The sequence below is a fragment of the Occallatibacter sp. genome (assembly GCF_049510455.1).
Classification (GTDB): Bacteria; Acidobacteriota; Terriglobia; order Terriglobales; family Acidobacteriaceae; genus Telmatobacter.
Genome location: NZ_JBEKYX010000006.1, coordinates 71,362 through 82,812, shown reverse-complemented (window position 1 = coordinate 82,812; position 11,451 = coordinate 71,362). Strand labels below are relative to the sequence as shown.

The window sequence follows — 11,451 nt, the reverse complement described above, 5'->3', positions numbered from 1 at the left end:
GCATAAATATAAATAACCGACGAGAAGTCGACCTGTCGTTACTTATCTGCCTGAGTTCAATACGCGTCGTTCCCTTCTAACGACTTACTGTATCCATTGGCAGAATAATGCGGAGTAGATGCGCTGGGACCCCGATGTTTGGAATCACGGTGGCCGCTTGCGACGAAGGCAGCCAATGCACTGCTCCGGCTTCGATCACTTCTTTTTGTTGTTCCTTATTTGCCACTACTGAGACCGGAGTGAACGCAACAAGCAGAGAAGGAGCCTGAGTTGGCTTTATGGAGCAATTGGGGACGGCGGCACAGACAATGCGTTCGATTTGTACCCCGGCATCTTTGAACTCAATCGCATCGAGACTCTGTTGAACATTCTGTGGAGCGCTTCCTCGAAATGCTTCCCCCGATGGAAATGAAACCTGCTTCAGCTCAATCCTTAGAAAATCGGAACTTTTGTCTCCCAGGTTTTCGATGCTGTGCCGTTCCGCCATTCCCGCAACAACTCGAAAGGAGCCGGTGACAGTCGGCGGACGCACTACGGAGAACGCTTTGTCTCCATCGTGATCGATACGAACAGGACTGGAGTCGTTGAGATAGACGAATACGGTTGAAACGGCGGCGTGATCATGGACAGGTATTTTTTCGTGCGGGCCATAATGCGCACGAATGACCGTTATGGCGGAATTGTCGAATACAGAACGATAATTATTGGGCAGGGTTTTCAGGGGATCTTGAGTATGGATCGCAATCGGGGACATACTGGCAGCGATCAAGAAAGCCAGCATTGCTCTCATTCGAACCATTTGAAGTGGGGGCCAATTGAGCATCATGATCTCCTACCTGGGATTGTAGGCAACGATTTCCCGGCAGACAATTCGATGGATTTGTCCTCATAAACGCGCTTAGCGGAAGTGATCTTAGCTCATCCATTGCCAGTAATGGCAGTTTGTTTACCCAAGTTGAATCAATGCTGAATGCTTGTCTGCCCAATCCCATATTGTATTGCTGCTTTGAGGACGTCGATTTTTATATCGGCTAATGTTTTGAATTTAATGCAATAGCCTGTCACGGTTGCTTTGCCGAGATCGCGCCCAAATGTATGCGCCAGGTACTTCTTGTCCTCTATTCCCATAATGTAGACAGAAATGCCTGTTGTATTGGCGCTTAAACCTATTTGATAGAACTCCCTGGTTTTTCCATTGGCATACGGAATGGTTTGGAATCCATATCCAATGTTTGGGTTGGAAACGATTTTTCCTTTCTCGTCTTTTCCATCCAAGAACCACAACTTACCTGTTGGCATCAATGCCAACAGGATGTCATGTAGCTGTTGCATCTCGCTACGTTTTGGTTCCGGTTGTGTAGCGATGTACTCCTTGATTTGTTTCTGCACCGTCATGTAGATCTCCTTGGTTTAGCGGAAAGCCAGTGTTCGGGGAAACACCGGATTGGAATTCGGCACGGCAGGCAGTGTCAATCGATGAAAATGATTAGCGGAGCATTGCTACCAATACGAAATCTTGCCTGACAGTTTCAGCCCAAAGCGCACATTGACCTACCGTTGGGCGGCGACGCGGATTCGTTCAGGTAAACGCCGATTTCGTCATCTTATGACAACGCATGCCTCAGGGGCTAAAGCCCAGAGATTTTTGTGCTTGTTTCGGCACGGCTAAATCCGTGCCTTGTTACAAAGCTTGTATGAAGGGCCTGTAGTGTGAACAGGCCCTTCGGTTTTAATGAACGAATGTATTTAGTGGTATGAGCGGATTTAGATAGCACGACTATGTAATTTATTTATTTACTTTCCGGCTTTTGGAAAGTCTTTGAACATGCTGTGGATGTCGTTGTCGACTATCTTTGTGTTCTTGTTCGCCTGGGAGGAAAGATCCTCTGTTGCCAGGCCTCTCCATAGCAGCTTCTTGTTGCCGGCGTCGAAGAGATCGATCACGAGGCTCGCTACAGGTTGATCGATGGTTGTTGAGGTTTCGGTGGAGGGGCCCAATGTGGGACCAGCCCAGCCGCAGCACCAGCTCCATCCACCCCAGCCCCAGCCCCAACCCCAGCCTGCGCCGAGATTGTCATACATGGTCTGCACTTCCTGCTGGTTATGGATGTTGTCCGTCGCGAAGACGGTGACGGAGCCGCCGGTGGGCTGAAGCTGCCATCCTTTGGACTGCATGCGTTCATTGACCGCCTGCTGAATGCGAGAGACGTAGAACGGGTCAGTGGTCTGCACCTTGCCCCACGAGTAAGTTTTGTACTGCGAGAACTTGATGGTGTGATCGTAATCCGTGTGCACATCGCCAGCCATCGCGATCATTGAGCTGCCGGCCAGGGCGAATGCCACCGCGAGCGATTTTAAGAAACGCTTCATAAACTCCCCATTTCTTCCACCACGGTGGAGATAGATATTGGTGGAGTCTTGCGCAGCGTGTGCAGAAGTTCTCCACTTCTGCATTGACAATAGGCGCAGTGAAGACGCGAAACCATAGAGGTCACTACACACATTCCTGTGTGGTTCTACACGGATGGCGGTATAAAGGTAGATAGCTTTCAGCTTGTGAGGTTCGAGGGATGGCTGCTCGCTGCGGGAGTGCTCTTTTGTTGATTGCCGGGGCCGCTTTGACCATGATGGGGCAGGCTGCGCAGAATGTTGCGCCTACGCCTGCCGTTGCGCCGCAGAATACGCCTGTGCTGCAGGCACACGCCACGATGGTGCTGGTGGATGTGGTGGTGACCGAGCACGATAAGGCGATTCATGCGATTGATCCGCACCGCTTTCATATCTTTGAGGATGGGCGGGAGCAGACGGTCAGTTCGTTCGATGAGCATGTGCCGCCGCCGGTAGGGAGTGGGGCGAGTGTTGCGCAGGCCGCGCACAGTGAGCCGAATATATACACGAACATTCCGGATGCGCCGCCTTCTACGGCGGTGAACGTGCTGCTGCTTGATGGTTTGAATACTCCGCTTGCAAACCAGGTGCAGGTGCGGCAGCAGATGCTGAGATACCTGACGCAGGTTGAGCCTGGGACGCAGTTGGCGATCTTTACGCTGGCGTCGCGGCTGCGCATGGTGCAGGGGTTTACGGCGAATGTGGGTGAGCTGACGCGCGCGATGCAGAGCTCGAAGGCGACTCCGCAGTCGTCCGTGCTTCTGGATCCGGCGGGAGATCAGGCGGCTGATTCTTTGATCGGCGGTATGGCATCGGTGGCGGCGAGCTCGACGGCGGTGAGCGCGATGCAGCAGTTTCAGGCGGACCAGATCTCGTATCAGACTGACCTGCGCGTGAAGATGACCTTGGGGGCGATGCAGCAACTGGCGCGGTATCTAAATGCGATTCCCGGGCGCAAGAATCTGATCTGGTTTTCCGGTTCGTTTCCGATCAGCATTGCGCCCGATCCCGGTGTGCAAAGCTCATTTGACCCCATGCGGGATTACACGGAAGAGGTGCAGGAGACCAGCCGGATGCTGGCGGCTGCGCGCGTGGCGGTGTATCCGGTGGATGCGCGCGGGCTGATGACGATGCCGAATACGTCGCGTACGCCTTCGACGACTATTTCCAGCGTTACTTCCAGCAGCCCATCCGGCGGGGGAAGGCGAAGCCGTGGCGGAGGCACGACGACAAGCTCAGGGAGTCGATCGGGCGTGGGTAGCGACGATGCAAAGTTTTTTCAGCAGACGCAGGCTGAACAAGCATCGATGCGGGAGATTGCAGAGGGCACGGGCGGCAAGGCATACGTAAACACGAATGGGCTCAAGGAGGCTGTGGCGAATGCAGTTGAGAATGGCTCCAGCTACTACGCGATTGGGTATGTGCCGCTGAAGAAGGACTTTCATGGAGAGTTTCGCAAGATTCAGGTGCGGATTGACGGCAGCGACTACAAGCTGGAGTACCGCACAGGCTACTATGCGGATTCGCCGGGCAAGCCAGGCCCGCGCACAATGGAGCAGACAAGCCTGATTAACGCGGCTGCGACGCAAGGCGCGCCGCTGGATACGGGCATTCTATTCAGGGCGCGCATGCTGCCGGCGACAGATTCGTCCTTCAAGGACGTGAAGCTTACTGCCGGGCCGGCGGGTGAGATGTCGGCGAGCCTGAAGCAGCCTACTGTGCGCTACGTGGTGGATTTTGCGATCAGTCCGCGAGGGATTGTTTTTACGCCGGATGACAAGGGCGCGCTGGAGGCGAAGATCGAATTGTTGCTGGTGGGCTATACCAGTGAGGGAGGCCGCGTGAATTACCTGGACCGCGGGTTCAGCTTGTCGCTGGCTGAGGATCGATACCGGCAGGTGCTGGCGCATGGATTGCCGATCCGGATGGAACTTGATATGCCTGCAGGAGCGGGATTTCTGCGGGCTGCGGTGCATGATCTGACGGGAGGAAATGCGGGGTCGGTGGAGGCTGTAATTCAGGCGAAGTGATATGGGCGGGAACGAGGGCACAGGGAAGCTGGTTCACCGAGATGCGGCTATCCAACCCCACGGACCAAGACCTGTCCGCCAGGACCTCGTTACAGTCTGGATGACCGCAATATCCTTATTGTTGCTGTGTGAGCTCGTCCAGCAGAAGCCTGGCCTTGGTGGCGAGGGTATGAGCGCCGTCGAGATCGTTGGAGGCGAGGGCGGTGTGGGCCTGCTTGATGTATTCCTTGATCTGGGACGAGGTTTTCTCTTCCTGATCGTTGAGCTTGCGATTGAGCGTGTTGAGGCCGTGCTCGGTGTCATTGAGCGAAGAGACTGTCTGAGCACGCAGATCGGCGGGTTCGCCGGAGGAGAGCTTGCCGATGGCGGAGGTTTCGTCTGTAGTGCCGTTTGCGGCTTGCTGCGTAGCGGGTGGAGTGTTTGCCGCTGACTGTGCAGGCGCGGAGGCCTGTGAAGGTGCGCCGTTAGCAGGCTTTGGAACGGGCTTCTTGCGCCTGGGCGGAGGTTTGGGCTGGTCGGTCTGCGAGGCGGCAGTGGGCTGCGCGGGCTGCGCCGGGGTTATAACCGGCGGAGGCAGTTGATCCTTCTGGACGGTGTCAGGCCTGGGGAGTGGAGTGTCTTCGATCGGAGGCGCGAGTGGCGGCTGGTTCACCGCCTGATTCCTGTGAGCGCAGGAAGTGAGAACCAAGGACAATAAGCACGCAATGCGTGTGAGATACAGCTTCATTCCGTCCCCTTATTTGGCTCAGCGCCTGCTGGTTGCAGGCGATATCGGCCAGTACGTTCAGGGTAGGCCAGCGGAATGCAGAGGCAAAACTCCGTCCCCCGTACCTCTCTGGATTGTACCTCCACACTACCGTGATGTAACTGGAGAATGCGGTAGGTCATTGCAAGACCTATGCCGCTGCCTCCGCTTTTAGTAGTGAAGTAGAGGTCGAAGATTTTTTCGCGGATATCGTCGGGGATTCCGACGCCTTCATCCTGGACCCGGATAAGCGCGGTTTTGCGATCGGATTCGACGATCACTTCGAGCCGGCCGCCCTCCGGCATGGCTTGCGCGCCGTTGAGGATGACATTGAGGAGCGCCTGCTTGAGAAGGTCGGGGTCACTGTTGACGAGAACAGACTTTGGGGGCAGGTGGTTGAGGAGGTGAACACCGCGGGTGGATAGCTCGTCGAAGGCGAGGGCGCCGACCTGGGCGACGACGACGCGGAGGTCGTTCTCCTGAAGGTGCAGCTCGACGGGACGGGAGAAATCGATAAGGGACTGGACGACGCGATCGAGGCGATGGATCTCCGACTCGATGATGTCTAGGTGACGCATGGCCTGCGGGCTGGTGTCTCCGAGCTTGTTCTTGAGCAGCTCAATGTGCACGACGATGGCGTTGATGGGGTTTTTGACCTCGTGAGCGACGCCGGAGGTGAGGCGGCCGATGGCGGACATGCGGCTGGAAAGCTCGATGCCGGACTCAATGGCTTCGACGGATTGGAGATCGCGGAGGGTTACAAGCGAGCCGAGGCCCTGCGAGGTTTCGTCGTCGTGGATGAAATGGACAGAAGCCTGGATGCGGCCGCCGGTTTCCGTGAATATCTCCTCCTGAATAAGCGCGATACGGGAGTCAAATGCGTCGCGGAGGGTTTTGCCGAGGACGGTGGAGCGGTCGAAGATCTCCGAGGCATGGAGGCCGTAGATGAGGTTGGGATCGACGTGTAGGAAGCGGTGCGCGGCGTCTGAGATGAGGACGACGCGGTTATCGGCAGTGAAGAGAAGCAGGCCGTCCTGGAGGTTGCCGAGAAGCTGGTCGAGGTTGCCCTTGAGGTTGGAGAAGACCTCCTGGGCATCCCGCATGCGCTGGCCGATGCGTTCGATCTGATGAGTGACCCGGATGGCAGGATCTGCGGGGGCGACGATCTGCGCCGGGTCCTCTCCGTCTGAGGGTGTGACCCAGTAATCGAGCTGCATGGAGATTTCTTCAATGGGGCGCAGGGCGAAGTTGCCGAGGAAAAGCGCAACGATCAGGGCCGCGCCGAGGACAAAACCCATGAGACGGCCGGATTCGATGAGCGCGGGCTTGTAGACGGCGCGGAGGAAGGTGGTGCTGACTCCCACGTGGACGCTTACGAACGGCTTGTTGTTGCGCTCCAGCGGAACGACGACGTCGTAGATCTGGGGGGAGCCGAAGACGACCTGGCCGAGCTGGACGGGGCCGGCGGTGAGGATCTGGTCGTAGTTTGGGCGGCCGGGTAGCGGTTTGTCGAGGTTCTGCGGGTTGGTGCTGAGAAGAATCTGACCGGTATAGTCGGCAATGTTGATGTCGTAAACAGTGACAGAATAACGGTTTACGGAATCAATGACGGCCTGGAGAGCCTGATTGTTACGAACCGCTTCAAGCGCGAGATCATGAAGCTGTTCAGGGTGAGCGGGATCGAGGGTGCGGTCCTTGAGACCGGTCTCCAGTGCGTTCTGCAGGGCGAAACGCACCTGTTCAGCGACCATGCGGTTGTTTTCATGGGACTGCTCCATGGACGTGTGCAGGAGCTGGCTGACATAGACCAGCGAGAGCGTCCCGGCGATACACATCACCAGGGCCGTAATGGCCAGCACGAGTTTGGTCTTCAGGCGCATCGAAAAGGCCTTCAGGCGGATTGAGCCTCGCGGCTTTGGCTGTATTCCTTGAGCTTATTGTGCAATGTTTTCAGGCTGACGCCAAGGATTTCCGCGGCGCGGGTCTTATTTTGTCCCGTGGCTTCAAGCGTGCGGATGATCAGCAGGCGCTCTGCTTCATCGACGGTGGTGCCGACGCGGATGGGGACGAGGCTGGCATCACTGGCCGCGTGCGCAGCCACGGGTGACCTGCCGAAGGCGGGCGGGAGATGGCCGGCGTCGAGCGGAGCGCCGTCGGGGCAGAGGATGACGGCGCGTTCGATGGTGTTGCGCAGCTCGCGGCCATTGCCGGGCCAGCTCCAGGCCATCATGCGATCCACGATGGAGGGCGCGAGGCCGGCGACTTTGCGCCCGTGCTTCTTGTTCATCTCATCCAGCATGGCCTCCGCCATGGTGGGAAGATCTTCCATGTGCGAGCGAAGCGGCGGCAGGTGGATGTGGAAGACGTTGAGGCGATAGAAGAGATCGGAGCGGAGATTGCTCTGCTCAATGGCCAGCTCGGGGTCTCGGTTGGTGGCGGCCAGAACGCGAACATCGATATCGATTTCGGATTTTCCGCCGAGGCGGCGCAGCTTGCGCTCTTCAAGGACGCGGAGGAGCTTGGCCTGGGTGCCGATGGGCATTTCGGCGATCTCATCGAGGAGCAGCGTGCCGTTGGCGGCGAGTTCAAAGCAGCCGACTCGGCGCTCAAGCGCTCCGGTGAAGGAGCCTTTTTCGTGGCCGAAGATCTCGCTTTCGATGAGGGTTTCCGGAATGGCCGCGCAGTTGACGGCGACGAAAGGCCGCTGCTTGCGCGGGCTGAGATCGTGAAGCGTGCGGGCGACGAGTTCTTTGCCGGTGCCGCTTTCGCCGGTGATGAGAACGGAGACGTTGGATGGGGCGATCTGCTCGATGAGGGTGAATATCTCCCGCATAGCCTTGGAGCTGCCGACCATGGCGCCGAGGACGCCGGTTTCACGCAGGCGGCGGCGGGCGACTTCAAGCTCGATGGCGGTCTCGCGCTGGCGGGTGGCATTGCCGAGAATGGCGCGGAGGCGCGTGGCGTCCACGGGCTTGAGGATAAAATCATACGCCCCGAGCTTCATGGCCTCCACGGCGGTCTGAACGGTGCCCTGGGCGGTGAGCAGGACGACTGCGATGCTGGAATCGACGCCGTTGTTGGCGTCGGCAAGGCGGGCGAGCAGGCCCAGGCCGTCGAGGCGCGGCATTTTGAGATCAGTGACGACGATGGCGGGTTCCCAGGCGAGGATCTTCTCCCAGCCATCCATTCCGTCCACGGCGGTTTCGGTTCGGTAGCCCCAGCCGGAGATCAGTTCGGCAAGGCCGGTGAGGGCGTGGGGCTCATCTTCGACAATTAAAACCTTTACTGCATTAGCCATATATAAAACTCAGTGTTTATCTATTATGCACGTCACGCAGGGCGTTTTTAATATGGGGGCGCGGACGCTCACTTCCCGGAGCTTGCTGCAACGTTTGCGGAAGCAAAAAGTTTCGTGAGAGCCTCGCTCTGTTCGGGTGAGCCGTGAACAACGAACCATGACCAGAGGGAATGAGGTCCAAAAGCTTCAGGAGGCGGGGGATCGCCGGTGATTTCGATGCCGATCGGCTTGCCGGTGGCGAATTGGGCGAGGTAGCGATCAAGCGGGAAGCGACCGTTGAGGGCCGGCGATTTGATTTGCACGGCATCGACGTAAAGCAGGCCGGGAAAGTAGTCGGACGGCGTTCCCGCACTGGATGCGGGCGAGGGCGGAGCTTGCTGCCAGATCCAGAGCAGGTTGTGGAGGCCGTCGTCCCTGGTGAGGCGGTCGAAGAGCATGCGGTAGAGTTGCGCGGAGCCGCTTGGGCCTTTGCGGCCGGCCCACCAGTAGGCTTTATCGGTTGCATCGGGGTAGGGATTGAAGAGGACGGGGATGTTGGCTTTCTCAAATTCGCGGAGTGTTTCGGCGGCGGAATCGACCTGTGCAGTCCAGAGCTTGTTCAGAGCCGTGCCTGGAGTGATGAGGTCGTTCCATTCGTAGTCGGTGAGAGTGGATCTGCCTATGCTGTTGTCTGTGGGGCGCGGCGGTGTGTAGTTGAGGGCAATGACGGCGTGCGTTTGGATGGCGGATTGGATGAGTGCGGCGTTATATCCAGCGTTCGGGCTGAGGAACTCCGCAGCGAGGATGGCGGGCTGTTTGCCGGTGAGAATGGTGGCATATCCGGGATCGCCGCGGTAGCCGCCCAGGACAGCTTTTCCGGGTGCGGCGGCGAGTGTGGCGAGGAGGGTTTTCGCGCTGGATGAGGCTTCCGGCGAGACTGGCTGCGGCGGTGAGTCGTTGAAGCTCTTGCGCATTGCTTGCACGGCGGGCGCCATGCGCGGGTCGTCGCGGTTGATGGCCAAGGCAGAGTGATAGACGGCCTGGACCAGGTCGGGAGAGCTGCTGGATTCGAGCAGGCCGGACCAGGTCATGAAATAGGTCCACTTTGGCTGTGCGGCCAGGACTTCAAGCGAGGGAAGGCCGCCTACTTCAGCCAGTGCGATGGGCTTGCCGGCAGCAATGCTCAGCATCTGGTCGTAATACTCCTGCTTGAACTCGCCGTAGATGTCCATCGAGACGACATCGGCATACGCCGCGCCGGGATAGTAGTCGGCGCTGGGGCCTGCCGCGCCGCCGGGAGCGTTGACGTTCCAGACCCAGACGAGGTTGTCGAGATGATGCAGGTTGACGAAGCGGTCATAGAGCTGGCGGTAGAGCGCGGCTGAGCCATCCTTGCCCGGTCTGTAACCCCACCAGAACCAGTTGCCGTTGACTTCGTGATAGGGGCGGAAGAGAACCGGCACATTGGCATCGCGTAGCTGGCGGAGGAAGCCGGCGATTACGTCAACCTGTGCGCACCAACGCTTGTAAATGGGCGTGCCTGGGGTAAGGAGCTGCTGGAACTCGTAATCGGTGAGCTTGCCCTGCACGGAATCGCGGAAGGCGACGGGCTCATCGTCTGTGGGGCGCACGGCGTGCCAGGTGAGCGCGATGATGGAGCCGTTTTTGTACTGGCGCTTGATTTCCGCAACGATTGCGGGGCGGGCGAGCGCGGAGTCCTTGTCTTCACCACCTGAGAAGCCGAAATCTTCGCCGAAGAGGCCGGGATATTTGCCGGTGATGTCGTAGGCGCGGTCGGTCCATTTGGAGCCGTCGTTAGGGAAATTGTGCTGGCCGGTGACGATGCCTTTGCCGGAGATGGAGGTGAGGAGCGCGAGAAGCGCGCGGGCTTCGGGCGTGGCGTGAGGGTTGGCGGGTTGCTGGGCTGTAACGTGCGATGAGATGACTAGGATGCAGGCGGCAACAAGAGCGGCGAGGCGTAAAGAACGGAGCATGAGCGGTGGAGTCCTTCGCGGGAATTATATGAGGTGGGCGGGGACAAGGGACAAGGGGCGACAGCCGAAGATTTTTCCTTGCTAGAATTGGCTACCAACCATGCAAATTCAATACAAGCTCACTTTTCAGGATTTCTATGTCTGATTAAGTCCGTGAAGCATACCTCAGCGGCTAAAGCCGCATTGATTTTGCTGCATTTATGTCACGGCTGAAGCCGTGACCTACCGTTCGTGCCACTTAATCAGAGTTTCCCTAGGTCTTCTTATGTGTATCTGGAGCCTTTTGACTGCGTGGGCGCGGGAATGGCAAAACTTTGATTGGGTAAATCTTGCCTGCAGTGCGGTCCTGATCAGCTTGTCTTTCTTAATTATGCGGGCGTATTGGCGTCAGTTCAATCGAACCATAAATGAAGATAGCTCGACTGTGCTGGACTTTGATCCCGAGCTCATTTTTTGCAAGTCAGCACACGCGAAAAGCGATATTGAGTGGGCTGGTATTCAGCGGACCGCTGAGGATAAGAGGTTGTTTTTGCTGTATACCGCGCCTGGCAAATTCATTACGGTTCCCAAGCGCGCCTTTGTGAACGGGCAAGTGGAGGAGCTTCGAGCACTGCTGGAGGCGAAGGTTTCGAACCATGAGAATCGGCTGTGAAGCTTAACCTTCGTGCGGCGTAAGGTTTTACACTGAATCCATGCTGGATCACGAGATTTCTGCTGCTGAAGCTGCGGAACTGCTGAAGGAAAAGAAGGCGCGGTTTATCGATGTGCGCGAGTCGTGGGAGTTTGCCACGGCGAAGATTGAAGGCGCTGAGCTGATGCCGATGGGGGATGTGCCTTCACGCGCGCACCAGGAGCTGGACTCAGAGGAGCGGCTGGTGGTGCTGTGTCATCACGGGATGCGGAGCCTGAATACGACGGTCTGGTTGCGGAACCAGGGCTTTGAACAGGCGCAGAGCCTGCGCGGCGGCATCGATGCGTGGTCGGCGGAGATCGATCCGAAGGTGCCGAGGTACTGAG

General features: G+C 57.8%; 10 protein-coding genes. 3 read left to right on the top strand and 7 right to left on the bottom strand.

The genetic code is table 11. The features are described from left to right. Positions 1–76: 76 nt before the first annotated feature. The 3 genes from ABSG47_RS02255 to ABSG47_RS02245 form a co-directional block, all read right to left on the bottom strand. Positions 77–826 (bottom strand): hypothetical protein, encoded by a 750-nt coding sequence (locus tag ABSG47_RS02255; RefSeq protein ID WP_424165831.1) that lies wholly within the window; start codon positions 824–826, stop codon positions 77–79. Between the two features lie 134 nt (positions 827–960). Then, on the bottom strand, positions 961–1,395 hold the full coding sequence (locus ABSG47_RS02250; protein ID WP_424165829.1) for a DUF1801 domain-containing protein: 435 nt from the start codon (positions 1,393–1,395) through the stop codon (positions 961–963). Between the two features lie 399 nt (positions 1,396–1,794). After that, the gene (locus ABSG47_RS02245) at positions 1,795–2,370 is read right to left on the bottom strand and encodes a DUF4136 domain-containing protein (RefSeq protein ID WP_424165827.1); all 576 of its coding nucleotides are present in this window, start codon (positions 2,368–2,370) and stop codon (positions 1,795–1,797) included. A 200-nt stretch (positions 2,371–2,570) separates the two neighbouring features. Here ABSG47_RS02245 and ABSG47_RS02240 point away from each other — a divergent pair, with 200 nt between their 5' ends. Next, complete coding sequence (locus ABSG47_RS02240; RefSeq protein ID WP_424165825.1) at positions 2,571–4,418, top strand: VWA domain-containing protein; 1,848 nt, start codon at positions 2,571–2,573, stop codon at positions 4,416–4,418. A 115-nt stretch (positions 4,419–4,533) separates the two neighbouring features. On the opposite strand, the gene ABSG47_RS02235 is transcribed toward ABSG47_RS02240, so the two are convergent. The 4 genes from ABSG47_RS02235 to ABSG47_RS02220 form a co-directional block, all read right to left on the bottom strand. Beyond that, a complete protein-coding gene (locus ABSG47_RS02235) occupies positions 4,534–5,145 on the bottom strand; it encodes a hypothetical protein (protein ID WP_424165822.1) in 612 nt (203 codons plus the stop codon). Beyond that, on the bottom strand, positions 5,142–7,043 hold the full coding sequence (locus tag ABSG47_RS02230; RefSeq protein WP_424165820.1) for an ATP-binding protein: 1,902 nt from the start codon (positions 7,041–7,043) through the stop codon (positions 5,142–5,144). Before ABSG47_RS02230 ends, ABSG47_RS02235 begins: the two co-directional genes overlap by 4 nt. A gap of 11 nt (positions 7,044–7,054) precedes the next feature. Further along, a complete protein-coding gene (locus tag ABSG47_RS02225; RefSeq protein WP_424165818.1) occupies positions 7,055–8,461 on the bottom strand; it encodes a sigma-54-dependent transcriptional regulator in 1,407 nt (468 codons plus the stop codon). 68 nt (positions 8,462–8,529) lie between these two features. Beyond that, positions 8,530–10,434 (bottom strand): glycosyl hydrolase, encoded by a 1,905-nt coding sequence (locus ABSG47_RS02220; RefSeq protein ID WP_424165815.1) that lies wholly within the window; start codon positions 10,432–10,434, stop codon positions 8,530–8,532. Between the two features lie 283 nt (positions 10,435–10,717). Here ABSG47_RS02220 and ABSG47_RS02215 point away from each other — a divergent pair, with 283 nt between their 5' ends. Together ABSG47_RS02215 and ABSG47_RS02210 are read left to right on the top strand one after the other, a co-directional pair. Beyond that, positions 10,718–11,086, top strand: coding sequence for a YcxB family protein (locus tag ABSG47_RS02215; RefSeq protein ID WP_424165813.1), 369 nt, complete (start codon positions 10,718–10,720; stop codon positions 11,084–11,086). Between the two features lie 40 nt (positions 11,087–11,126). After that, positions 11,127–11,450 (top strand): rhodanese-like domain-containing protein, encoded by a 324-nt coding sequence (locus tag ABSG47_RS02210; RefSeq protein ID WP_424165810.1) that lies wholly within the window; start codon positions 11,127–11,129, stop codon positions 11,448–11,450. Position 11,451: the final 1 nt, after the last annotated feature.

What these genes read in the sequence shown, in the direction of transcription:
- ABSG47_RS02235 (WP_424165822.1), bottom strand. Translation starts at nt 5,145, where the DNA reads ATGAAGCTGTATCTCACACGCATTGCGTGCTTATTGTCCTTGGTTCTC.
- ABSG47_RS02255 (WP_424165831.1), bottom strand. Translation starts at nt 826, where the DNA reads ATGATGCTCAATTGGCCCCCACTTCAAATGGTTCGAATGAGAGCAATG.
- ABSG47_RS02245 (WP_424165827.1), bottom strand. Translation starts at nt 2,370, where the DNA reads ATGAAGCGTTTCTTAAAATCGCTCGCGGTGGCATTCGCCCTGGCCGGC.
- ABSG47_RS02220 (WP_424165815.1), bottom strand. Translation starts at nt 10,434, where the DNA reads ATGCTCCGTTCTTTACGCCTCGCCGCTCTTGTTGCCGCCTGCATCCTA.
- ABSG47_RS02250 (WP_424165829.1), bottom strand. Translation starts at nt 1,395, where the DNA reads ATGACGGTGCAGAAACAAATCAAGGAGTACATCGCTACACAACCGGAA.
- ABSG47_RS02210 (WP_424165810.1), top strand. Translation starts at nt 11,127, where the DNA reads ATGCTGGATCACGAGATTTCTGCTGCTGAAGCTGCGGAACTGCTGAAG.
- ABSG47_RS02225 (WP_424165818.1), bottom strand. Translation starts at nt 8,461, where the DNA reads ATGGCTAATGCAGTAAAGGTTTTAATTGTCGAAGATGAGCCCCACGCC.
- ABSG47_RS02240 (WP_424165825.1), top strand. Translation starts at nt 2,571, where the DNA reads ATGGCTGCTCGCTGCGGGAGTGCTCTTTTGTTGATTGCCGGGGCCGCT.
- ABSG47_RS02230 (WP_424165820.1), bottom strand. Translation starts at nt 7,043, where the DNA reads ATGCGCCTGAAGACCAAACTCGTGCTGGCCATTACGGCCCTGGTGATG.